The following is a 22,997-nucleotide window of genomic DNA, read 5'->3' as shown; positions in this document are numbered from 1 at the left end:
CAGCCGATCAGGCCTTCAGGTACTGCTCGCGCGCGCCGAGCCAGCGCGCGAGATGCTGCGTGACGATCTCGGGGTACGCGGCAATCAGCCGCGACGCGGCCTCGCGGGCCGGGTCGATCAGCCAGCCGTCGGTCTCGAGGTTCGCGAAGCGCAACATCGCCGCGCCCGACTGGCGCGCGCCGAGGAATTCGCCGGGGCCGCGGATTTCGAGGTCGCGCCGCGCGATCTCGAAGCCGTCGGTCGTCTCGCGCATCGTCTTCAGCCGTTCGCGGCCGGTCAGCGACAGCGGCCCCGTGTACAACAGCACGCACACCGACGCCGCGGTGCCGCGCCCGACGCGGCCGCGCAGCTGGTGCAATTGCGCGAGGCCGAAACGCTCCGCGTGCTCGATCACCATCAGCGACGCGTTCGGCACGTCGACACCCACCTCGATCACGGTCGTCGCGACGAGCAGCTGCACGTCGTTGCGCGTGAAGGCTTCCATCACGGCCGCCTTGTCGGCCGGCGACAGCCGGCCGTGCACGAGCCCGACCTTCAGCTCGGGCAGCGTCGCGGCCAGCGTCTCGTAGGTTTCGACGGCCGTCTGCAGTTGCAGCGTCTCGCTCTCCTCGATCAGCGGGCACACCCAGTACACCTGGCGGCCCGTCAGCGCGGCCTCGCGCACGCGGGCGATCACTTCCTCGCGCCGCGCGTCGCCGACGAGGCGCGTGAGCACCGGCGTGCGGCCCGGCGGCAGCTCGTCGATCGTCGAGACCTCGAGATCCGCGTAGTACGTCATCGCGAGCGTGCGCGGGATCGGCGTGGCCGACATCATCAGCTGGTGCGGCTGAAAGTCGCGCGCGCCGTTGGCCGCGTTAGCCGCCTTCGCGCGCAGCGCAAGACGCTGCTCGACGCCGAAGCGGTGCTGCTCGTCGACGATCACGAGGCCAAGCCGCGCGAATTCGACCGTGTCCTGGATGATCGCGTGCGTGCCGATCACGAGCTGCGCGGTGCCGAGCGCGGCCGCCTCGATCGCCGCGCGCTTCTCCTTCGCCTTCAAGCTGCCCGCGAGCCACGCGACCGTGACGCCGAGCGGCTCGAGCCACGCACGCAGCTTGCGCGCGTGCTGTTCCGCGAGGATTTCGGTCGGCGCCATCAGCGCGGCCTGGTAGCCGGCGTCGATCGCCTGCGTGGCGGCCAGCGCCGCGACGACCGTCTTGCCGCTGCCGACGTCGCCCTGCAGGAGGCGCTGCATCGGGTGCGCAAGCGTGAGGTCGTGCGCGATCTCGTCGACGACGCGCGCCTGCGCGCCCGTCAGCGCGAACGGCAGCGCCGCGTAGAACCGCGTCGTCAGCGCGCCGGCATCGCTCGCGGTACGGCGCGGCATCGCGGGCGCCGCGCGCGTGCGGCGCTCCTCGTGCGCACGCTTGAGCGACAGCTGCTGCGCGAGCAGCTCCTCGAACTTGATGCGCGTCCATGCCGGATGCGAGCCGTCCATCAGCGCGGCTTCGTCGGAATCGACGCGCGGGTGATGCAGGATGCGCACGGCCTGCTCGAGCGTCGGCACGTCGAGCGGCCTCAGATAATCGCGCTCGATCTCGGGCGGCAGCAGTTCGGGCAGCGGCGTGCGCTCGACCGCGTTCTCGATCGCCTTGCGCAGATACGCCTGCGACACGCCGGCCGTGCTCGGGTAGACCGGCGTGAGCACCTGCGGCAGCGGAGCATCGGCTTCGACGACGCGCACGGCCGGATGCACCATCTCCATCCCGAAGAAGCCGCCGCGCACGTCGCCGCGCACGCGCAGCCGCTGGCCGACAGCCATCTGCTTGACCTGCGACCCGTAGAAATTCAGGAAGCGCAGCACGAGGTGCTCGCCGTCGTCGTCCTGGATCTTCACGACCAGCTGGCGGCGCGGCCGGTATGCGACCTCGTTGTCGAACACGACGCCTTCGGCCTGCGCGATGCCGCCCGGCAGCAGCTCGCCGATCGGCGTGAGCGTGGTTTCGTCCTCGTAGCGCATCGGCAGATGCAGCACGAGATCGATCGAACGCGCGAGGCCGAGCTTCGCGAGCTTGTCGACGGTCTTCACGGGCTTGTCGGCCGCGGCCTTCTTCCTGCGCTTCGCGCCGGCCGCGCCCGCTTCGTCGCCCGCCGCGGCGCCTTCGGCATCGGCCGCGGCGGCGGCCGGCTGCGCGAGCCGCCCGTCGGCGCCGCGCTTCGGGCCGGCCCGCCGCGCACCGGCGCCCGATGCGGGCGGTACGGACGATGCGGCATCGTCCGCGTCGAACGGATCGGCGGAATCGGCTACGGCGGCAGGGGAACGGCGTGGTGACACAGGCATCGGATCGTCTGGGTGCTTCGCAAGGCAAGTACAATAGCGGCTTTCACGTCGTCCGAACGAACGACGCCGGCCAGGCCGCGCATCCCGCCATCATAGCGGCTCGCGCGCCCCAATTACGCGTTTCCGCCCTGCCGGCGACGCCCGCCGGCCGCTTCGAACCAGCCCGCATGTTCACGCTTTCCGATTTCGATTTCAATCTGCCGCCCGAGCTGATTGCACAAACCGCGCTGCCCGACCGCACCGCGAGCCGCCTGCTCGAGGTGGACCGCAGCGTCGAGCCCGCACGCCTCGTCGACCGCCATTTCGCCGAGCTGCCGTCGTGCATCGCGCCCGGCGACCTGCTCGTCTTCAACGATACCAAGGTGCTGAAGGCGCGTTTCTTCGGCCAGAAGGCCAGCGGCGGCAAGATCGAGGTGCTGGTCGAGCGCGTGACGGGCACGCATACGGCGCTCGCGCAGATCCGCGCGAGCAAGTCGCCGGGCGCCGGCACGACGCTGCGTCTCGCCGACGCGTTCGACGTGACGGTCGGCGAGCGCGTCGAGCCGTTCTTCACGCTGCACTTCCCTGCGCCGTGCCTCGAGCTGATCGAGCAGTACGGCCGCCTGCCGTTGCCGCCGTATATCGAGCACGATCCCGACGCGACCGACGAAACGCGCTACCAGACCGTCTACGCGAGCAATCCGGGCGCGGTCGCCGCGCCGACGGCCGGGCTGCACTTCGACCGGCCGCTGCTCGACAAGCTCGACGCGATGGGCGTCGAGCGCGCGACGCTGACGCTGCACGTCGGCGCCGGCACGTTCCAGCCGGTGCGCGTCGACAACATCGCCGAGCACAAGATGCACAGCGAGTGGTACGACCTGCCGCAATCGCTCGTCGACCGGATCGCCGCGACCCGCGCGCGCGGCGGCAACGTGATCGCGGTCGGCACGACATCGATGCGCGCGCTCGAAGCCGCTGCACGCTCGGCCGACGAAGCAGGCCGCCCGCTCGCGGCGGCGCAGGCCGAGACCGACATCTTCATCACGCCCGGCTACCGTTTCCGCGTGGTCGACCGGCTCGTCACGAACTTCCACCTGCCGAAGTCGACGCTGCTGATGCTGGTGTCCGCGTTCGCCGGCGTCGAGACGATCCGCGCCGCGTACCGGCACGCGATCGACGAACGCTACCGCTTCTTCAGCTACGGCGACGCGATGCTGCTCACGCGGCGCGACACGCCGGAGGCGACCGGCGCGTAACGCGCGGCCGCGGCACCTTCGTCGCGCACCTCGACGGCGGACCACCGTTCGTCCTCGCCGCGCGCTACGATGACGCGCCTTTCATTTTTTCCGCCGCCGGCCCGCCGGCGGCGCTTTTCAACATGCGCCGGACTGTTTTCCGGTGGCAAGGAGAACAACGCGATGACCGAAGGTTCATCCCACGATACGCACGCCCCCGTGCAGGACCGCCCGGCCAACGGGCTCGAATTCGAACTGCTGACGACCGACGGCCATGCGCGCCGCGGCCGCGTGAAGCTCAACCACGGCGTGGTCGAGACGCCGATCTTCATGCCGGTCGGCACGTACGGCACCGTGAAGGCGATCCAGCCGCGCGAGCTGCACGAGATCAAGGCCCAGATCATCCTCGGCAACACCTTCCACCTGTGGCTGCGCCCCGGCCTCGACACGATCGACGCGCACGGCGGCCTGCACGCCTTCATGGGCTGGAACAAGCCGATCCTGACCGACTCGGGCGGCTTCCAGGTGTTCTCGCTCGGCGACCTGCGCAAGATCACCGAGGACGGCGTCACGTTCGCGTCGCCGATCAACGGCGACAAGCTGTTCCTGTCGCCGGAAGTGTCGATGCAGATCCAGAAGGTGCTGAATTCCGACGTCGTGATGCAGTTCGACGAGTGCACGCCGTACGCGACCAACGGCGTGCCGACGACGCACAAGGAAGCGGCCGACTCGATGCGCATGTCGCTGCGCTGGGCCAAGCGCTCGCTCGACGAATTCAACCGGCTCGGCAACCCGAATGCCCTGTTCGGGATCGTCCAGGGCGGGATGTTCGAGGACCTGCGCGACGAATCGCTCGCGGGCCTGGCGGAACTCGGCTTCCACGGCCTCGCGATCGGCGGGCTGTCGGTCGGCGAGCCGAAGGAAGACATGATGCGCGTGCTGCGGCACGTGGGCCCGAAGCTGCCGGCCAACAAGCCGCACTACCTGATGGGCGTCGGCACGCCGGAGGATCTGGTCGAGGGCGTCGCGAACGGCGTCGACATGTTCGACTGCGTGATGCCGACCCGCAACGCGCGCAACGGCTGGCTGTTCACGCGCTTCGGCGACGTGAAGATCCGCAACGCGACGCACAAGAACTCGCTGAAGCCGCTCGACGCGAGCTGCACGTGCTACACGTGCCAGAATTTCTCGCGCGGCTACCTGCACCACCTGCACCGCGTGGGCGAAATCCTCGGCGCGCAGCTCAACACGATCCACAACCTGCACTACTACCTGCAGCTGATGAGCGAGATCCGCGAGGCGATCGAAACGCACACGTTCGACGCGTTCCGCCAGCGCTTCTCGGAGGACCGCGCGAGAGGGGTCGACTGACCGGCCGACGGGCCGCGCAGCGGCTCGCACCGTGCCCGGTCACATAGGACGTGTACTAATTGACGCGTTCAAATCACCAGTCGTGACCGCCAAATATTACAATTGCCTTTCCAAACAAGTCGCAACGGTATCGGTTCGCGCTTTAACAGCTTGATCCGAAAGCGCATTTGCCGATCCGTTTGCGCATGGGGCCGGTGGTAGAATAACCGGCTTATTTTTCGATCTTCCCCTACGGAGAGACCAACGTGCCGTTCATTTCCAATGCCTTCGCGCAAGGTGCCGGTGGCGCCGAATCGAGCCTGATGAGCTTCCTGCCGCTCATCCTGATGTTCGCGGTGCTCTACTTCATCATGATCCGTCCGCAGATGAAGCGCCAGAAGGAACACCGCAACATGCTGTCGGCCATGGCCAAGGGCGACGAAGTCGTCACGAGCGGCGGCCTCGTCGGCAAGGTGACGAAGGTCACCGAAGGCTACATCGGCGTCGAAATCGCCGAAGGCACTGAAATCACCGTGCAGAAGGCGGCAGTCACGACCATTCTGCCGAAGGGCACGATCAAGTCGCTGTAAGCCCTTCACCGAGCGTCCGGCTCCCCGCGCCGTGCCCGCCTGAGAGAGCGGGCCGCCGCGGCGCCGGACGCGACGCTTTCACGCCAACCACCCGTTCGGCCCCCTCATGAATCGTTATCCACTCTGGAAATATGTCGTGATGGTCGTGGCGCTCGCCATCGGCTTTCTGTACACATTGCCCAACTTCTTCGGCGAAGCGCCGGCGGTGCAGGTGTCGAGCGGCAAGGCCACGGTCAAGCTCGACTCGACCACGCTGACCCAGGTCGAATCGGCGCTCGCATCCGCGCAGATCACGCCGGACGACATCACCTTCGAAAACACGGCGACCAACGCGAACATCCGCGTGCGCCTGAAGGACACCGACACGCAGATGCGCGTCAAGGACCTGCTGCAGAAGTCGCTGAATGCCGACCCGAACGATCCGCAGTACGTCGTCGCGCTGAACCTGCAGAGCGCGTCGCCGCGCTGGCTGACGGCCCTGCACGCGCTGCCGATGTATCTCGGCCTCGACCTGCGCGGCGGTGTGCACTTCCTGCTCCAGGTCGACATGACGGGCGCGCTCACGAAGAAGCTCGACTCCGACGCATCCGACGCGCGCTCGATGCTGCGCGACAAGAACATCCGTGACGGCGGCGTGAGCCGCGTCGACCAGTCCGTGGTCGTCAACTTCAGCGATGCGCAGACGGCGGAAGACGCCCGCAAGGCGCTCGCCGCGTCGATCACCGAACTACAATGGGCGACCCAGCCCGGCGGCGGCGGCACGCAGGTCGTCGGCACCTTCACGCCGGCCGTGCAGAAATCCGTCGAAGACGCCGCGCTCAAGCAGAACCTGACGACGCTCCACAACCGCGTGAACGAACTCGGCGTGTCCGAGCCGATCCTGCAGCAGCAAGGCAGCGACCGCATCGTCGTCGAACTGCCGGGCGTGCAGGACACCGCGAAGGCGAAGGACATCATCGGCCGTACCGCGACGCTCGAGGCGCGCCTCGCCGATCCGATCAACACGCACCCGAACCCGAACGACCCCGTTCCGCCGGGCGAGGAGCTGTTCACGCAGGGCAACCAGGCGCCCGTGCTGCTGAAGAAGGACGTGATCTTCACCGGCGACCGCATCATCGATGCATCGGCCGGCTTCGACGATCACCAGCGTCCGTCGGTCAACATCCGCCTCGACTCGGCGGGTGGCCGCGCGGTGCGCACGGTGTCGCGCGACAACATCGGCAAGCCGATGGCGATGGTGCTGTTCGAGAAGGGCAAGGGCGAAGTGCTGACGGTCGCGACGATCCAGTCCGAACTCGGCGACCGCTTCCAGATCACGGGCCAGCCGACGGCGCAGGCCGCAGCCGACCTCGCGCTGCTGCTGCGCGCCGGTTCGCTCGCCGCGCCGATGGACATCATCGAGGAACGCACGATCGGCCCGAGCCTCGGCGCCGACAACATCAAGATGGGCGTCCACTCGGTGATCTGGGGCTTCTGCGCGATCGCCGTGTTCATGATCGCGTACTACATGCTGTTCGGCGTGGTATCGGTGATCGGCCTGTCGGTGAACCTGCTGCTGCTCGTCGCCGTGCTGTCGCTGATGCAGGCGACGCTGACGCTGCCCGGTATCGCGGCAATCGCACTCGCGCTCGGTATGGCGATCGACTCGAACGTGCTGATCAACGAGCGCGTGCGTGAAGAACTGCGTGCCGGCCAGCCGCCGCAGCTCGCGATCCAGGCCGGCTACGCGCACGCATGGGCGACGATTCTCGACTCGAACGTCACGACGCTGATCGCCGGCCTCGCGCTGCTCGCGTTCGGCTCGGGCCCGGTTCGCGCATTCGCGATCGTGCACTGCCTCGGTATCCTGACGTCGATGTTCTCCGCGGTGTTCTTCTCGCGCGGGATCGTCAACCTCTGGTACGGCGGTCGCAAGAAACTGAAGTCGCTCGCGATCGGCCAGGTGTGGAAGCCGGAAGGCGCCGCTGCCGCCGCGTCGTTCACCGACGTGGACGAATCGACCGACACCGCGCGTGCCGCGAAGCTCGCCGCCCCGGCGAAGGGCAACGCGCCGCGCGCCGGCAAGCCGCAGCTGCGCAACCGCGCGCAGCAAGGCGTGTCGCCGAAGAAACCGGGCTCGACCCAATAAGGCCCCGGAGACGAGACCATGGAATTTTTCCGCATCCGTAAAGACATTCCGTTCATGCGGCACGCGCTGGTGTTCAACGTGATCTCGCTGGTCACGTTCCTCGCCGCCGTGTTCTTCCTGTTCCACCGCGGGCTGCACCTGTCCGTCGAATTCACCGGCGGTACGGTGATCGAGGTGCAGTACCAGCAGGCCGCGGAACTCGAACCCGTGCGCGCGACGCTCGGCAAGCTCGGCTACGCCGACGCGCAGGTGCAGAACTTCGGCACGTCGCGCAACGTGCTGATCCGGCTGCAGCTGAAGGAAGGCCTCACGTCCGCGCAGCAGAGCGACCAGGTGATGGGCGCGCTGAAGGCGCAGAACCCGGACGTCACGCTGCAGCGTGTCGAGTTCGTCGGCCCGCAGGTCGGCCGGGAGCTCGCGACCGACGGCCTGGCCGCGCTCGCGTGCGTCGTGATCGGCATCGTGATCTACCTGTCGTTCCGCTTCGAATGGAAGTACGCGGTGGCCGGCATCATCGCCAACCTGCACGACGTCGTGATCATTCTCGGCTTCTTCGCGTTCTTCCAGTGGGAGTTCTCGCTGGCGGTGCTCGCGGCCATCCTCGCGGTGCTCGGCTACTCGGTCAACGAGTCGGTCGTCATCTTCGACCGGATCCGCGAAACGTTCCGCCGCGAACGCAAGATGAGCGTGCAGGAAGTGATCAACCACGCGATCACGACCACGATGTCGCGTACGATCATCACGCACACGTCGACGGAAATGATGGTGCTGTCGATGTTCTTCTTCGGCGGCCCGACGCTGCACTACTTCGCACTCGCGCTGACGGTCGGCATCATGTTCGGCATCTACTCGTCGGTGTTCGTCGCGGGCTCGCTCGCGATGTGGCTCGGCATCAAGCGCGAAGACCTGATCAGGGAAAAGAAGAGCGCGCACGATCCGGACGATCCGAACGCAGGCGCGCAGGTCTAAGCGCCACGCAGTTTCGGCATCGCAGAAAAGCCGGCCCGTTGGGCCGGCTTTTTTCATGCATGGGCCGCCGCGATGCGTGCCCATGGCCGGCCCGCCGTGCACCGTCGCGGGCGTCGGCTACAATCGTCACCGCCCTGCCCCGTTTGCATGCCGGCCGGGCAAGCCTCCTCGCCACCCGTCCGAACGTGCGGTCCCGATGATGCCTCCCATGCGTGTCGTTCGTCGCCTCGCCGTCTGCGCCACCGTCGCGGCCGCGCTCCCGTATGCGCCGATCGCCGGTGCGCAACCGGCATCCGCGCCGGCCTCAGCCCCCGTCGCTGCGCCGCCTGTCGCCGCACCGCCCGCCGCCGCCCAACCGCCGTCGCCCTGCCCGCCCGACTGGGAGCCGCAGCTCTGCGAACTGAAAGCCGCCGTCGAAGTGCTGAAGAAGCAGCACCTGACCGACGTCGACATCGGCGCGCTGCTCGACGCCGCAACCCACGACGGGATCAAGACGCTGCCGTACGCACGCTTCTTCAACGCGAAGGAAGAGCAGGAACGGCGCGACGACGAGCGCCGCGCGCGCGACGGCACGCCGGGCATCGGGATCGTGTTCGAGACGCGGCCCGACGGGCTGCACATCATCGACGTGATTCCCGACGCACCGGCCGAGAAGGCCGGCGTGCGTCCCGACGACCTCGTCGTCGCGATGAACGACAAGAGCGTGGTCGGCATCGACAGCAGCGAGCTCGTGAAGCTCGCGAAGGGCGACGCGGGCGTTCCGCTGAAGCTCACGGTGCAGCGCGGCCCGAAGCACGCGGTGCTGATCTTTGCGCCCGTGCGCGCGATCATCAAGCCGCACCCTGCGATCGCGAAGCGGCTCGACGGCGACATCCTGTACACGCGGCTGTCGAGCTTTCCGGAACCGGCGGTCGGCGACTATATCGACGCGGTGCAGGCCGCGCGCCGCAAGGGCCCGCCGGTGAAAGGGATGATTCTCGACCTGCGCATCAACGGCGGCGGCGCGCTGAATGCGGCGATCGGCATCACCGCGCTGTTCGCCGGACGCGACCGCACCGCGATGGTGACGGTCGAGCGCGGCGACACGCACCGGCGCCGCTACACGACCAACTGGCCCGACTACGAACTGCCCGTCATGCACGGGCAGGATCCGCTCGCACCGCTGCAGGCCGACGACTGGTGGCACACCGTGCCGCTCGTCGTGCTCGTCGACGGACAGAGCGCGTCGGCCGCCGAAGCGACCGCCGCCGCGCTGAAGGATCTCGGCCGCGCGAAACTGCTCGGCATGCCGACCTACGGGAAGGGCCTTGCGCAGACGGGCGTCGACCTGATCGACGGCACGCGTCTGAATTTCACGTACGCGCGCAACCTGCGGCCGAACGGCTGTCCGATGGACGGCTATGGCGTCGTACCGGACTGGCTCGTGCCGCCGCGCCGCGATTCGGACGTCGACGGCGTGCTGCTGTGGTACCGGGAAGTCGATCTCGCACGCGCACCGTATGCGGACCGGCAGGCGCCCGATCCGTTCGCGCAGGTGCGCAAGGCCCGGCAGAAGCTGCGCGAACAGCGCGTGCGGGCGAAGATCGATACGGCAAGGAGCGCGGCGCTGCCGCAGCGCGCGTTCGGTACGCCTGCCGACTGGCAGCTTCGGCAGGCGCTCGCCGCGCTCGCGGGGCGCCCGGTGCGGACCGTCGACGCGCCGGCGCAGTTGATGCCGGCACAGCCGGTGTGCGAGCGCGGCGGCAACTGACGCGCCGCCCGCCCCCTTTCAGCGGAAACCGAAGCGCTTGCGCAGCACGACCAGCGCCGCAAGGCTCAACACGGCCGCGAACATCAGGTAGAAGCTCGGCGCGGTCTTCATCCCGGTCGCACGGATCAGCCACGCGATGATGAACGGCCCGAAGCCGCCGAAGATCGTCACCGCGACGTTATAGGCGAGCGACATCCCGGTCGTGCGCGTCTGTACCGGAAACACCTCGGACAACTGGCCCGGCAACGCCGCGAAGTAGCCCGTCATCAGGAACGCGAGCAGCACCTGCAGCGCGATCAGCGTGCCGAAGCCCGGATGCGCGACGAGATACGCGAACGCCGGGTAGATCAGCACGAGGATGCCGATGGCCGGCGCGATCATCACGCGCACGCGGCCGTAACGATCCGACCAGTGACCGACGAGCGGCGCGAACGCCATCTGGATCACGCCGACGACGAGGATCGCCGCGAACGCGGCCGACGGCGAGAGGCCGAGCTGCTTCACGCCGTAGGTCGGCATGAACAGCACGAGATAGGTGGCGACGGTGCCGAGCACGACCACGCCCATCGCGGCCACGAGGCGCGCCTTGTGCGATGCGAACGTGTCGCGCAGCGGGTTCGCGGTACCTTCGGACGCGAGGAACTCGGGCGTCTCGTCGACCTTCGTGCGAATGTAATACGCGACCGGCCCGAGCAGCAGCCCGAAGAAGAACGGCACGCGCCAGCCCCACGACGCCATCTGCGCGGCCGAGAGCTGCGCGTTCAGCACGGTGCCGAAACCGGCGGCAAGCAGTGTCGTGAGCCCCTGGCTCGCGACCTGCCAGCTTGCGAAGAAGCCGCGCCGGCCCGGCACGTGTTCGGCGAGGAACGCGGTCGCGCTGCCGAATTCGCCGCCGGCCGAGAAGCCCTGCATCAGCCGCGCGGCGACGAGGATCACCGGCGCGGCGACGCCGATCGTCCCGTAGGTCGGCAGCACCGCGATGATCAGCGTGCCGCCCATCATCAACAGGATCGACAGCGTGAGCGCGGCCTTGCGGCCCGCGCGGTCGGCATACGCACCGAGCACGATCGCGCCGAGCGGCCGCATGAAGAACGACACGCCGAACGTGCCGAGCGTGAGCAGCAGCGACACCGTGTCGTTGCCGGCCGGAAAAAACAGCTTCGCAATCGTCACCGCGAAGAAGCCGTAGACGACGAGATCGAACCACTCGAGCGCGTTGCCGATCGACGCGGCGACCACCGCGCGCCACACGCGCGGCGACGAGGCAATGGAACGGGACTGCGTGACGGCATGCATCGGCGATCTCCTTGTCGTTGTACGTTCTGTTCGAGGCGGCCGCATTCGCGCCGTCGGCCTGCCCGGCGCCGCACGCGGCGCCCGGACGATTATAGGCGCGCAAAAAAAACCGCCGCGCCCCCGGTAACGGGAGCGCGGCGGTTTGCCCGCAAGGGCCGGCGCGATGGCCGGCCTCGCCGGAATCCTTACTGCTGCTTGAGCGCTTCGGCCGTGATCAGCAGCTTCGTCTTCATCTTGAAGCCGTACTGCTTGCCGTAGTCGAGGCCGAAATCGTCGCGGTTGAATTCGCCGACGGCGTCGACGCCGCACACTTCACGCTTGAGCATCGGGTGCGGCATGCACTTGAACGAATCGATCTTCAGCGTGACCGGCTTCGTGACGCCGTGCAGCGTCAGGTTGCCGACCACCGATACCGGCTTGTCGCCGTCGAACTTGATCGTGCCCTTGTAGTTGGCCTGCGGAAACTTCGCCGCGTCGAAGAAATCGGCCGTCTGCAGGTGCTCGTCGAGCTTCGCGCTGCCGGTGTGGATCGACGCGATGTCGGTCGTCACGTCGACGGTGCCCGTCTTCGCCGCGCGATCCAGCGTCACGGTGCCGCTCGACTTGTCGAACTTGCCGCGCCAGACCGACAGGCCGCCCATGTGGTCGGCTTCGAAGCTCGGGTACGTATGGCTCGGATCGAACTGGTACGTGACGCTTTCGGCGAAGGCCGAGAACGACAGCGATGCTGCCAGCGCACCCGCGGCGATGATCAGTTGCTTTTTCAAACTCTTTCTCCTTGGAACGGCGCCGCGCCCTCGCGCGGCATTCTGGTGAGGCGACAGCCCGCCGCTTACTTCGTGGCGACGAGATGGAACTTGATCTGCACTTCGTCCGCGACGACCGACGTGTCCTTCCATTCGCCGGTACCGACGTTGAACGTCGAACGCTTGATCGGCAGCACGCCGTCGAACGTCTGCGTCGCGCCGCTCTGCGTGACGGTGACCGGCACCGTGACGGTCTCGGACTTGCCCTTGATCGTCAGCTTGCCGGTCACGTTGTACTTGTTGCCGCCGGCCGGTGCGATCGCCGACGACACGAACGTCGCCTGCGGATACGCCTTCGCGTCGAACCAGTCCTTGCCGGCGACCTGGTCGTTGTACATCTTGTCGCCGAGGTCATAGCTCGCGACGTCGATCGTCATCTGGGCGCTGCCCTGCGCGGCCTTCGCCGGGTCGAACTTCACCTGCGCGGAAAACTTCTTGAACGCGCCTTCGGTCGGCACGTTCATCTGCTTCGACACGGCGGACACCTTGCTCTTCGCGAGATCGACGTCGGCGTGCGCCGCGCCCGACGCGACAAGTGCCACCGCGGCGAACGCGGTCAGCATGGAGCGGGAGAAAGACACTTTCATGAGATCCTTCATTTGGCAAAGGGAAGCATTCGCGACAGCAGGCCGTCGCGGTCCAACAGCTGGTGCTTGAGCGCCGCGAGCACGTGCATCGCAACGAGCGCAAGCAGAATGTAATTCAAAGACACGTGCAGCGTCTTGAAGGTTTCCTTGAGCACCGGATCGGGATCGATCAGCCGCGGCAGCGGCACGATGCCGAGGTAGACGACCGGAATGTTCGCCGCCGAGCTGTACAGGTAGCCCGTCACCGGAATCACGATCATCAGCACGTACAGCACCATGTGCACGCCGTGCGACACCGCACGCTGCCACGCCGGCGTGTCGCCCGGCAGCGCCGGCGGCACGTGGGTCGCGCGCCACAGCACGCGGATGACGGCCAGCGCGAACACCGTCACGCCGATCCACTTGTGCCACGAGAAGTACTTCAGCTTCGTCGGCGTGAAGCCGGGGATGTCGGTCATCACCCAGCCGAGCGCGAAGCCGCACACGATCAGCAGCGCGATCAGCCAGTGCAGCGCGATCGCGGTTTGCGTATAGCGTACCGGCCTGGCCGGCAGCGAATTCGATGCCATCTTGGATTCCTCAGTTCAGCGAACAGCTGCGCCGGTATTGGGTCCGACGCTTGTCAAGGGCGCCATGCTACCGCAACCTTTTGACACGCGCGGACTCTGAGAACAGGCACGCCAGCCGGCTGACGGTTTCCTGTCATGTTACCGATCAGTCACCAAACGCGCGATCCTTGACACACCGGAAAAGGCCTTTTGGTAAGATTGGCGCGGGTTCCGGCCCCGTCGACGCGTTCCCCCGGCCGTCGCACAACTGCCCTTTCCATGCAACGAAACGACCTGATTGCCTGCCACGAGTGCGACGCACTGTTGCACAAACCGCGCCTCAGCGGCCGCGAAATCGCGCGCTGCCCGCGCTGCGACGCGCTCCTGTATCGCAACAGCGCCGCGCAGATCGAGCGGATCTGCGCACTCGCGCTCGCGGCGCTGATCACGTTCACCATCGCACAGGTGTTCCCGATCCTCGAAATGGACGTGAACGGCAACCGCGTGCAGACGACGCTGATCGGCGCGATCGACGCGCTGTGGCGCCAGAACATGGAGATCGTCGGCGTGATGGTGTTCTGCTCGACCGTGCTGTTTCCGCTCGTCGAGATGGCCGCGCTGCTGTACTTGCTGCTGCCGATGCGGCGCGGCTTCGTGCCGCCCGGGTTCAACTTCGTGCTGCGCGCGATCGAGCTCGCGCGGCCGTGGAGCATGATCGAAGTGTTCATGCTCGGCATTCTCGTCACGATCGTGAAGATGGTGAGCCTCGCGCGCGTCGTGCCCGATGCCGCGCTGTTCGCGTTCGGCGCGCTCACGCTGATGATCGCGGTCGTGCTGATGTTCGATCCCCGCACGCTGTGGGACATCGCCGACGACCTGCGCGCCGGGCGCTCGGCCGGGCAGCCCGACGACGACGCACCGCTGCCGGAAGCCGTCCGCCGATGACGATCCCGACCGCCGCCCGCGAGGGCTATGTCAGCTGCCACACGTGCGGGCTCGTGCAGACGCTCGACCATCCGCACGCGCACTGCGCGCGCTGCGGCGCCGTGCTCCATTTCAGGACGCCGAACAGCCTGATGCGCACGTGGGCGCTGCTGATCGCGGCCGTGATCCTGTACATTCCCGCGAACCTGCTGCCGATCATGCGCACGTCGTCGATCGTCGGCTCGCAGGAAGACACGATCATGAGCGGCGTCGTGCTGTTCTGGACCACCGGCGACTGGCCGCTCGCCGTCGTCGTGTTCGTCGCGAGCATCCTCGTGCCGATGCTCAAGCTCGGCGTGCTGCTGATCCTCGTGATCAGCGCGCAGCGCCGCACCGCATGGCGGCCGCTGCAGCGCACGCGCCTGTTCCGGATCGTCGAGCGCATCGGCCGCTGGTCGATGCTCGACATCTTCGTCGTGACGCTGACCGTCGCCCTCGTCCATTTTCGTTCGCTCGCCATCATCACGGCCGGCCCCGGCGCACTCGCGTTCGGCTCGGTCGTGATCCTGACGATGCTCGCATCGATGCAGTTCGATCCCCGCCTGATCTGGGATCCAGTCGAAACCTCAGGGAATCACCATGAATAGTCCACAAGGCCCGCAGCACGACGCGCCCCGGCCGCCCGATCCGACGATCTCGACGAAAAGCGGCTGGCTGCCGTCGCTCGTCTGGCTCGTGCCGCTGATCGCCGCGCTGATCGGCATCGGCCTCGTGATCAAGTCCGTGCGCGAGCGCGGCCCGGAAATCACGATCAGCTTCCACAGCGCCGAAGGGCTCGAGCCCGGCAAGACCCAGGTCAAGTACAAGGACGTCGAGATCGGCATGGTCAAGACGATCAAGCTGTCGAAGGACCTGTCGCGCGTGCTCGTCCAGGTGCAGCTGAAGAAGGAAGCCGAGGACTTCGCGGTCAAGGGCTCGCGCTTCTGGATCGTGCGGCCGCGCGTCGGCGCGACCGGCGTGTCGGGGCTCGGCACGCTGCTGTCCGGCGCGTACATCGGCGTCGACGCCGGCCGCGGGCAGGATACGCTGACCGACTTCACGGGCCTCGAGACACCGCCCGCCGTCACGGGCGACCAGAAAGGCACGCAGTACGTGCTGCGCGGCGATTCGCTCGGCTCGGTCGACATCGGCTCGCCGGTCTACTACCGCCGCGTGCAGGTCGGCCAGGTGGTCGGCTTCTCGCTCGACAAGGACGGCACGGGCGTCACGTTCAACGTGTTCGTCAATGCGCCGTACGACCAGTACGTCGGCGTGAACTCGCGCTGGTGGCAGGCAAGCGGCGTCGACCTGCGGCTCGATTCGAGCGGCCTGAAACTGAACACGCAGTCGCTCGCGACGGTGATCCTCGGCGGCATCGCATTCCAGACGCCGCCGAACCAGGGCAGCGGTGCAACGGCGCCGAACAACACGACGTTCCGCCTCGGCTCCGACGAGACCGACGCGATGCGCGACCCGGACGGCCAGCCGCTGCAGGTCGTGATGAACTTCAACCAGTCGCTGCGCGGGCTCGCCGTCGGCGCGCCGGTCGACTTCCGCGGCATCGTGCTCGGCGAAGTGACGAACATCGGCATCGACTTCGATCCGAAGACGAAGAACTTCCTGATGCCGGTGACGATGAACGTGTATCCGGAGCGCCTCGGCCGCCGCTTCCGCGAGGTGATCGAGAGCAAGGGCGAACCGGCCCGTCGCGAGATCGTCGAGCGGCTCGTCCAGCACGGGCTGCGCGGCCAGCTGCGCACCGGCAACCTGCTGACGAGCCAGCTGTACGTCGCGCTCGACTTCTTCCCGAAGGCGTCGACCGTGAAGATCGACACGGCGCGCCAGCCGCTCGAGCTGCCGACCGTGCCGAACTCGCTCGACGAGCTGCAGCTGCAGGTCGCCGACATCGCGAAGAAGCTCGACAAGGTGCCGTTCGACCAGATCGGCGCGAACCTGAACAGCGCGCTGTCGAACGCCGACAAGCTGTTCAAGCAGCTCGACACGCAGGTCGCGCCGGAAGCGCGCGACACGCTGTCGGCCGCGAAGCAGACCTTCTCGACCGCCGAAGCGACGCTGCAGCAGGATTCGCCGCTGCAGTCCGACGTGCGCGGTGCACTGAAGGAACTCACGCGCACGCTGCAATCGCTGAACGCGCTCTCCGACTATCTGGAGCGCCACCCCGAATCGCTGCTCAAGGGCAAGCCAGGAGATCAACCATGACGACACGCGTGAACGGTTTCGCGAGCGGCGCGGCGGCGGCCTTCGCCGCACTCGCGCTCGCCGCGTGCAGCTCGCCGCCCGCGCGGTTCTACACGCTCACCCCGGCCGACGCCGCGGCCCCGGTGCGCACCGCGCCGGCCAACCCGGCGTTCCTGATCGAGGTGCCGTCGGTCGGCGTGCCCGAGCAGGTCGCGAAGAACCAGCTGGTCGTGCAGAGGAACGCCGCGCAGGTCGACGTGCTCGAGCAGGAACGCTGGGCGTCGCAGCCTGCCGACGAGATCCGCCGCGCGTTGTCGGACGATCTCGCCGCGCAGCTCGGCACGATCGACGTCGCGAATTCCGCGTACCCGCCCGGCGTGCCCGTGTACCGCATCAGCGTGAACGTGCAGCGCTTCGAATCGTGGCCCGGCAAGCGCGCGGCGATCGACGCCGTATGGAGCGTGCGCTCGCTTGCCACACAGGCCGTGATGACCTGCCGCACGAGCGTCGCGGAACCGGTGGCCGACGGCTACGACGCGCTCGTGGCCGGCCATCGGCGCGCGCTCGACGTGATCGCGACGCAAGCCGCGGCCGGCGTGCGCGCGATGGCCGCCCGCCGCAGCGCGGCGCCCGCGGCCGGCAGCAAGGCGGCTACACCCGCGCCGATCGTGCCGTGCCCGACCAACCCGACCTCCGGCGGCGACGCCGGCGCGACGGGCAAGTCCGGCGCGTAAGCGTGAGCACCGCGCAGGCGAACGTTCGAAGCAGCGTTCTCCCGTGCGGTGTCGAACGGTGCGACACGTTCGATTGCGATGCCCGCCACGGCCGGCATCGCCGTGCCGCGACCGGCTTCGCGCACAGCCTTCATCGGCCGAACGGCGACTTTGCATTGTTTGTCAAAGTTGGCCGGAACCGGCACCACGTAACGCGGTCGGCTTGCGTTTTCGCGCCCGATTGACGATCCTACGCACTTTCCGGCTCGCGCCATTCGTCGTGCGCCAGCCGGCGGCGGCCCGCCCGTTGTGTCCGGTCCGGTCGCCATCTCTCCCGGGGCTCGCACGCGAACCGCGCGCACCGCATCGGGGCAAGCCGCATCGCGGGTCGCCGCGCATCGTCCGGCCACCCGACCAGCGTCACCCGTTCTCCCCGGCGCCGTGCCGTTTCCCCGGCCGGCATCCCGAACCCGCCCGTCCAGGGCTTTCGCTATTCCGTTTATGTTTCGTTCCCTGACGACCCTGATCAAGAAGTGGCGCGCGTCGCGCAATGCCGGTCACCAGCTCGATGCGCTGCTCGCGCATGCCGACGCCGATGCGTCGTATGCCGAGCGCAGCGAATGGCTGATCGAGCTCGCGCACTGGCTGCGCCGCAACGGCACGATGCAGGCCGCGCAGGACGCGCCGGCCGACAGCGACGCCGGCACGCGCGCGTATCCGGCCCATGCGCGGCTGCGCTACCTGTTCCACGTGCTCGACCGCAACCCCGCATGGAAAGCGCATGCCGCGCGCATCCTGCGCGGCATCCTGCGCGAGTGCGACGGCATCTCGCTGCTGTGCGACGCCGGCATGCCCGTGCACTCGGGCTTCTTCGGCGCGCTGTTCGAGCGGATCGACTCGTCGCTGATCCCGCCCGCGCCGAACCGCCGCGAGCTGTCGGCGCTCTTTACGCTGATGTTCCCGACGCCGGAAGACGCGAAGTGGATCGACGCGCTGCCCGACGACCTGCTCGCGCGCCTCGCCGAGCTGATCTCGTTCGACGTCACCGAGGAAGAGCGCCACGAGCCCGGCTCGTTCTCGCGTGACCTGCTGGCCGCGCTGCACAACCTGACCTGCCAGATCAGCTCGACCGGCCTGTCGCAGACGGTGCGCAGCCGGCTGTCCGACGACGATGCGCGCAAGCCGCTCGAATCGCAGCCGTTCTACCGCCTCACGCGTGCGATGCTCGCGGTCGAGACCGCGCATGCGGCCGTCGAGGACGGCGGCGACCCGAGCAAGCTGCTGCACGAAGTGAACTACCTGCGGGTGCTGCTCGACGAATGCCGGATCGCCGTCGACGACGTGTTCTCGCACCTGTACCGCAACGGCGTGTCGGTCGACATCGTGTTCCAGGTCGAACGGATGCGCATGCGCATCCTGCGCGCGGAGACGCTGCTGAATGCATGGATGGCGCGCGACGACCTGCGCGGCATGGCGCGCCTGACGGCCGAGCTCGTCGACGCGAACCAGAACAGCCAGAGCGTCGGGCACCTGGTGCGCAGCAACTTCTCGCTGTTCGCGCGCAAGCTGGTCGAGACCAACGCGGACACCGGCGAGCACTACATCTCGCGCGGCCGCGCCGAGTATCTGAAGATGCTGCGGATGGCCGCGGGCGGCGGCCTCGTCACCGTCGCGACCGTGTGCGTGAAGTTCGCGATCACGGGCGCGCACCTGCAGTCGATGCTCGAAGGGCTGCTCGCCGGCGTCAACTACGCGGCCAGCTTCATGCTGATGCACTTCCTGCATTTCACGCTCGCGACCAAGCAGCCCGCGATGACCGCGCCGACGCTTGCACGCGAGCTCGACGACACCGGCCACGAGGAAGGCGTGAAGGCGTTCGTATCGTCGGTGATCGCGCTGATCCGCACGCAGGCGGCCGCGATTTCCGGCAACGTGCTCGTCGTGCTGCCCGTGTGCCTGCTCGTGCAGCTGTTCGCGGGCAACGTGCTGCATGCGAACCTGATCTCGCCGGACAAGGCGCACGCGACGCTGCGCTCGTTCTCGCTGCTCGGCCCGACGCCGCTCTACGCGGCGCTGACGGGCGTGCTGCTGTGGGCGTCGAGCCTGCTCGCGGGCTGGGCCGACAACTGGTTCGTGCTGCACCGGGTCGGCGACGCACTCGCGTACAACCGCCGGCTGCGCCTGACGCTCGGCGCGGCCGGCGCCGCGAAGCTCGCGCACTTCTGCCGGTCGAACGTTGCCGGCGTGGTCGCGAACGTCGGCCTCGGCCTGATGCTCGGCCTCATTCCGGCGATCGTCACCGTGTTCATGTTCCCGTTCGAGGTGCGCCACGTGACGCTGTCGGCCGGCTCGATCGGAATCGCGCTCGGCGTGCTGGGCAAGGATGCGCTCGCGACGCCCGAACTGTGGTGGGCCGGTGCCGGCGTGCTCAGCATGGCGATCCTCAACGTGCTCGTGAGCTTCGCGCTCGCGTTCACGATGGCCGTGCGCTCGCGCAGCCTGCGCCGGACCAAGGTGCGCGCGCTCGTCGCCGCGATCGTCCGCACGGTGCTGTCGAATCCGCTCGCGCTGTTCTGGCCGGCCGGCGGCCAGGCCGCGCGCGCCGGCCAGACGGGCTCGCACTGAGCCTGCAGCGGGGCGGCGGCGCCCGGCCGGGTGCCGCCGCGCCTGCCTCCCGGCACGCGCCCGCGGCCGGTGCGCCGGCACGGCTGCGCGGAAACGCCGGCCCCGGCCGCCCGCGCCGCGTACAATAGTGGACTTTTGCACGTCATCACCCGCCTTATGTCCTCGCCCACCCTGTTCGAATTCTTCGCCCCCTGCCCGCGCGGCCTCGAAGCGGCGCTTGCCGCCGAGCTGGCCGAAATCGCCGGCCGCCACCTGAACGGCGCGCCGTTCACCGCGGGCGCGCAGGTGCCGGGCGGCGTCCATTTCAGCGGCGGCTGGGCCGCCGGCATGGCCGCGAACCTCCATTCGCGCATCGCGAGCCGAGTCCTGCTGAAGATCGCGCACCGCGCGTACCGCAACGAGCAGGACGTCTATGCGCTCGCGCTCGAGCAACCGTGGGAGCGCTGGTTCGCGGCCACGCAGACGCTGCGCGTCGACATCACCGCGATCAAGTCGCCGCTGAAGAGTCTCGAATTCGCGACGTTGCGCGTGAAGGACGCGATCTGCGACCGGATGCGCGACAAGACCGGCGCGCGCCCGAGCATCGACACCGGTGCGCCGGACGTGCGCGTGTTTGCGTTCCTGACGGCCAACGAGTGCACGCTGTACCTCGACACGTCGGGCGAGCCGCTGTTCAAGCGCGGCTGGCGTCTCGACAAGGGCGCGGCGCCGCTGCGCGAGAACCTCGCGGCCGGCATCCTGCGCCTGACGGGCTGGACCCCCGGCACCGCGCTGTACGACCCGATGTGCGGCAGCGGCACGTTCCTCGCGGAAGCCGCGCAGATCGCGCTCGGCGTGGCGCCCGGCTGCGAACGCCGGTTCGGCTTCGAAAAGCTCAAGCAGTACGACATCACCGCGTGGCAGGGGCTGAAGGTTCCGGCGCTGGATGCGAAGCGCGCGGCGCGCGGCAAGCGCAACGACGCACTCGGCGTGTACGGCAGCGACATCTCCGGCGACATGCTGGACAAGGCGCGCGCGAACCTCGAGCGCGCGGGCGTGCCGTCGGTGTGGCTCAAGCAGGTCGACGCGCGCGGGATGACGCCGCCGTGCGACGCGCCGGGCATCATCCTCGCGAACCCGCCGTACGGCGAGCGGATCGAGGTGCGCGGCCGCAGCGCGCGCGGCGAGGTGCGCGAAACCGGCCGCAACCGCGGCAACGACGACGCGTTCCGCCGCACGCACACCGACGCGCCGGACAGCGAGTTCTTCAACGTGCTCGGCGATGCGCTGAAGCAGCGCTTCACGGGCTGGCAGGCGTTCCTGCTGACGTCCGACCGTTCGCTGCCGGGCATGCTGCGGCTGCGCGAATCGGCCAAGACGCCGCTGTTCAACGGCGCGCTCGAGTGCCGGCTGTTCCGCTTCGACCTGATCGCCGGCAGCGTGAAGGCGCGCCCGGCCGCGCCGGAAGGCGACGCGTAAGCCGTCCGTCCGCTTCCACGCGCAACGCCGTCTCGGGGGCCGCTATCGCGGCCCCTGTGCTTTTTCGCGGCCGGGTCAGTGCTTCGACTTCGACCAGCGCCCCATCGTGAACGGCAGCGCGTGGCCCGTCTCGAGCAGCGTCTTCAGGCTCGACAGCACGACCGGCCAGCCGCCGCGAATCCCGCGATCCATCTCCGAACCGGCCACGAGCCCGTCGTGCGTGACGGTCAGTTTCACGACGCCTTCGTGCGGCTCGACGAGGTAGGTCACGCGCGATTCCTCGCCCGCTCCCGACGGCGCGCGCCACGTGACGACCAGCCGGTGCGGCGGATCGTTCTCCACCACTTCGCCGACGATGTCGACCCGCGCCGGATCGTCGTAGTCCTGATGTTCCCAGCGCGAGCCCGGCTGCCAGTCGGGCGATGCGTTGCGATGCCGCACCCAGTAGTCTTTCGTCAGTTCGGCATTGGTCAGCGCGTCGAATGCGCGCTCGGGCGTCGCTGCAATGAAGGTCACGTACACAAAGGCGGGATTACCCATCGTCGTCTCCTGTGTCGCGGGCCGCTTCCAGCCCGCGCTTGAGGTCCGCCAGCGCCTGCAGGCGCTGACGCTCGAACTTGCCGATCCAGCGTTCCGCGATGTCGTGGATCGGCACCGGATTCAGGTAGTGCAGCTTCTCCCTGCCGCGCCACGTCGTCGCGACGAGATTCGCGGCCTCGAGCAGCGCGAGATGCTTGCTCACGGCCTGCCGGCTCATCGCAAGCCCGTCGCACAGCTCGGACAGCGTCTGGCCGTTTTTCGCGTGCAGCAGGTCGAGCAACTGACGGCGCGTGGCATCGGCCAGCGCCTTGAAAACGAGATCCATGCCGCTCCCGGGTCAATGACCTTATTATGCAACCAAATGGTTGCGTGTCAAGGGTGACAACTCTACTGACAATACGGTGTCAGCAGCCCGCGATCACACTGCAATCCCGGCGCAATGCAGGCTGGTTTCCACACCGAACCGAATAACAACGCAACAAGGAGCTCGTCATGACGTCCGCAACTGCCACCGCAACCCTGGAACGCGCGATCGCCTGGTTTGACATTCCGTCCCTCGATTTCGAACGGGCGATCCGCTTTTACGAAACCGTGCTGCAAACCACATTGCAGCGCGAAATCATCGGCGGCGTGCCGATGGCCACGTTCGATCGCGAGGCGTCGAGCACGGGCGGCAGCATCGTGTTCGATCCGCAGCAGATGAAGCCGAGCGCGAACGGCGTGCTCGTCTATCTGAACGCCGGCGAATCGGTCGTCGCGGCGCTCGAACGCGTGAAGCGTGCGGGCGGCGTCGTGCAGGGCACGGTCGTCGAGCTGCCGAACAACTACGGCTACGTCGGCTACCTGATCGACACCGAAGGCAACCGCGTCGGCCTGCACGCGCCGAAATGCCACTGAGCGCAGCGGTCAGCGGACGGGCGCGGCGCTATCATCGCGAAGTC

Annotated in this window: 20 protein-coding genes; 13 read left to right on the top strand and 7 right to left on the bottom strand. The window is 68.1% G+C overall.

Annotation, left to right across the window (positions count from 1 at the left end):
• Nucleotides 1-7 precede the first annotated feature (7 nt).
• Nucleotides 8-2,320 (bottom strand): ATP-dependent DNA helicase RecG, encoded by a 2,313-nt coding sequence (gene recG, locus AC5LXK_RS03350; RefSeq protein WP_493390304.1) that lies wholly within the window; start codon nucleotides 2,318-2,320, stop codon nucleotides 8-10.
• 167 nt (nucleotides 2,321-2,487) lie between these two features.
• Here recG and queA point away from each other — a divergent pair, with 167 nt between their 5' ends.
• The 6 genes from queA to AC5LXK_RS03320 all read left to right on the top strand — a co-directional run bounded on the left by queA (nucleotide 2,488) and on the right by AC5LXK_RS03320 (nucleotide 10,321).
• A complete protein-coding gene (queA, locus tag AC5LXK_RS03345) occupies nucleotides 2,488-3,555 on the top strand; it encodes a tRNA preQ1(34) S-adenosylmethionine ribosyltransferase-isomerase QueA (RefSeq protein WP_493390303.1) in 1,068 nt (355 codons plus the stop codon).
• A gap of 162 nt (nucleotides 3,556-3,717) precedes the next feature.
• On the top strand, nucleotides 3,718-4,905 hold the full coding sequence (tgt, locus tag AC5LXK_RS03340) for a tRNA guanosine(34) transglycosylase Tgt (RefSeq protein ID WP_493390302.1): 1,188 nt from the start codon (nucleotides 3,718-3,720) through the stop codon (nucleotides 4,903-4,905).
• Nucleotides 4,906-5,150: 245 nt separating this feature from the next.
• Nucleotides 5,151-5,474, top strand: coding sequence for a preprotein translocase subunit YajC (yajC, locus tag AC5LXK_RS03335; protein ID WP_048250795.1), 324 nt, complete (start codon nucleotides 5,151-5,153; stop codon nucleotides 5,472-5,474).
• Nucleotides 5,475-5,580: 106 nt separating this feature from the next.
• Nucleotides 5,581-7,602: a protein translocase subunit SecD gene (secD, locus tag AC5LXK_RS03330; RefSeq protein ID WP_493390301.1), complete on the top strand. Its 2,022-nt coding sequence runs from the start codon at nucleotides 5,581-5,583 to the stop codon at nucleotides 7,600-7,602.
• Between the two features lie 18 nt (nucleotides 7,603-7,620).
• Complete coding sequence (secF, locus tag AC5LXK_RS03325; protein WP_493390300.1) at nucleotides 7,621-8,571, top strand: protein translocase subunit SecF; 951 nt, start codon at nucleotides 7,621-7,623, stop codon at nucleotides 8,569-8,571.
• A gap of 208 nt (nucleotides 8,572-8,779) precedes the next feature.
• Nucleotides 8,780-10,321 carry a S41 family peptidase gene (locus AC5LXK_RS03320; protein ID WP_493390299.1) on the top strand — a complete coding sequence of 514 codons (1,542 nt, stop codon included), beginning with the start codon at nucleotides 8,780-8,782 and terminating at the stop codon, nucleotides 10,319-10,321.
• An 18-nt stretch (nucleotides 10,322-10,339) separates the two neighbouring features.
• On the opposite strand, the gene AC5LXK_RS03315 is transcribed toward AC5LXK_RS03320, so the two are convergent.
• The 4 genes from AC5LXK_RS03315 to AC5LXK_RS03300 all read right to left on the bottom strand — a co-directional run bounded on the left by AC5LXK_RS03315 (nucleotide 10,340) and on the right by AC5LXK_RS03300 (nucleotide 13,579).
• Nucleotides 10,340-11,617 carry an MFS transporter gene (locus AC5LXK_RS03315; RefSeq protein ID WP_493390298.1) on the bottom strand — a complete coding sequence of 426 codons (1,278 nt, stop codon included), beginning with the start codon at nucleotides 11,615-11,617 and terminating at the stop codon, nucleotides 10,340-10,342.
• Between the two features lie 185 nt (nucleotides 11,618-11,802).
• The gene (locus tag AC5LXK_RS03310) at nucleotides 11,803-12,384 is read right to left on the bottom strand and encodes a YceI family protein (protein WP_493390297.1); all 582 of its coding nucleotides are present in this window, start codon (nucleotides 12,382-12,384) and stop codon (nucleotides 11,803-11,805) included.
• Between the two features lie 65 nt (nucleotides 12,385-12,449).
• Entirely contained in the window at nucleotides 12,450-13,010 is a 561-nt protein-coding gene (locus AC5LXK_RS03305) for a YceI family protein (protein WP_493390296.1), read from the bottom strand.
• Between the two features lie 8 nt (nucleotides 13,011-13,018).
• Nucleotides 13,019-13,579 carry a cytochrome b gene (locus AC5LXK_RS03300; protein ID WP_493390295.1) on the bottom strand — a complete coding sequence of 187 codons (561 nt, stop codon included), beginning with the start codon at nucleotides 13,577-13,579 and terminating at the stop codon, nucleotides 13,019-13,021.
• A gap of 258 nt (nucleotides 13,580-13,837) precedes the next feature.
• Between AC5LXK_RS03300 and AC5LXK_RS03295 the strand changes: the two genes are divergently transcribed.
• The 6 genes from AC5LXK_RS03295 to AC5LXK_RS03270 all read left to right on the top strand — a co-directional run bounded on the left by AC5LXK_RS03295 (nucleotide 13,838) and on the right by AC5LXK_RS03270 (nucleotide 21,516).
• On the top strand, nucleotides 13,838-14,503 hold the full coding sequence (locus AC5LXK_RS03295; RefSeq protein WP_493390294.1) for a paraquat-inducible protein A: 666 nt from the start codon (nucleotides 13,838-13,840) through the stop codon (nucleotides 14,501-14,503).
• Nucleotides 14,500-15,129, top strand: a complete 630-nt coding sequence (locus tag AC5LXK_RS03290) for a paraquat-inducible protein A (RefSeq protein WP_493390293.1) — start codon at nucleotides 14,500-14,502, stop codon at nucleotides 15,127-15,129. The genes AC5LXK_RS03295 and AC5LXK_RS03290 overlap by 4 nt, the downstream gene beginning before the upstream one ends.
• Nucleotides 15,122-16,741 carry a PqiB family protein gene (locus AC5LXK_RS03285; RefSeq protein WP_493390292.1) on the top strand — a complete coding sequence of 540 codons (1,620 nt, stop codon included), beginning with the start codon at nucleotides 15,122-15,124 and terminating at the stop codon, nucleotides 16,739-16,741. Before AC5LXK_RS03290 ends, AC5LXK_RS03285 begins: the two co-directional genes overlap by 8 nt.
• Nucleotides 16,738-17,454 carry a PqiC family protein gene (locus tag AC5LXK_RS03280; RefSeq protein WP_493390291.1) on the top strand — a complete coding sequence of 239 codons (717 nt, stop codon included), beginning with the start codon at nucleotides 16,738-16,740 and terminating at the stop codon, nucleotides 17,452-17,454. Before AC5LXK_RS03285 ends, AC5LXK_RS03280 begins: the two co-directional genes overlap by 4 nt.
• 480 nt (nucleotides 17,455-17,934) lie before the next feature.
• Nucleotides 17,935-20,058, top strand: a complete 2,124-nt coding sequence (locus AC5LXK_RS03275; RefSeq protein WP_493390290.1) for a site-specific recombinase — start codon at nucleotides 17,935-17,937, stop codon at nucleotides 20,056-20,058.
• A gap of 156 nt (nucleotides 20,059-20,214) precedes the next feature.
• A complete protein-coding gene (locus AC5LXK_RS03270) occupies nucleotides 20,215-21,516 on the top strand; it encodes a THUMP domain-containing class I SAM-dependent RNA methyltransferase (RefSeq protein WP_493390289.1) in 1,302 nt (433 codons plus the stop codon).
• Nucleotides 21,517-21,591: 75 nt separating this feature from the next.
• On the opposite strand, the gene AC5LXK_RS03265 is transcribed toward AC5LXK_RS03270, so the two are convergent.
• Both AC5LXK_RS03265 and AC5LXK_RS03260 read right to left on the bottom strand, forming a co-directional pair.
• Entirely contained in the window at nucleotides 21,592-22,056 is a 465-nt protein-coding gene (locus tag AC5LXK_RS03265) for an SRPBCC family protein (RefSeq protein ID WP_493390288.1), read from the bottom strand.
• Nucleotides 22,049-22,381 carry an ArsR/SmtB family transcription factor gene (locus AC5LXK_RS03260; protein WP_493390287.1) on the bottom strand — a complete coding sequence of 111 codons (333 nt, stop codon included), beginning with the start codon at nucleotides 22,379-22,381 and terminating at the stop codon, nucleotides 22,049-22,051. The genes AC5LXK_RS03265 and AC5LXK_RS03260 overlap by 8 nt, the downstream gene beginning before the upstream one ends.
• A gap of 167 nt (nucleotides 22,382-22,548) precedes the next feature.
• Here AC5LXK_RS03260 and AC5LXK_RS03255 point away from each other — a divergent pair, with 167 nt between their 5' ends.
• Nucleotides 22,549-22,953 (top strand): VOC family protein, encoded by a 405-nt coding sequence (locus AC5LXK_RS03255; RefSeq protein WP_493390286.1) that lies wholly within the window; start codon nucleotides 22,549-22,551, stop codon nucleotides 22,951-22,953.
• Nucleotides 22,954-22,997 lie beyond the last annotated feature (44 nt).

The organism is Burkholderia pulmonis, assembly GCF_984667975.1.
This window is presented reverse-complemented; position numbering and strand designations above follow the sequence as displayed.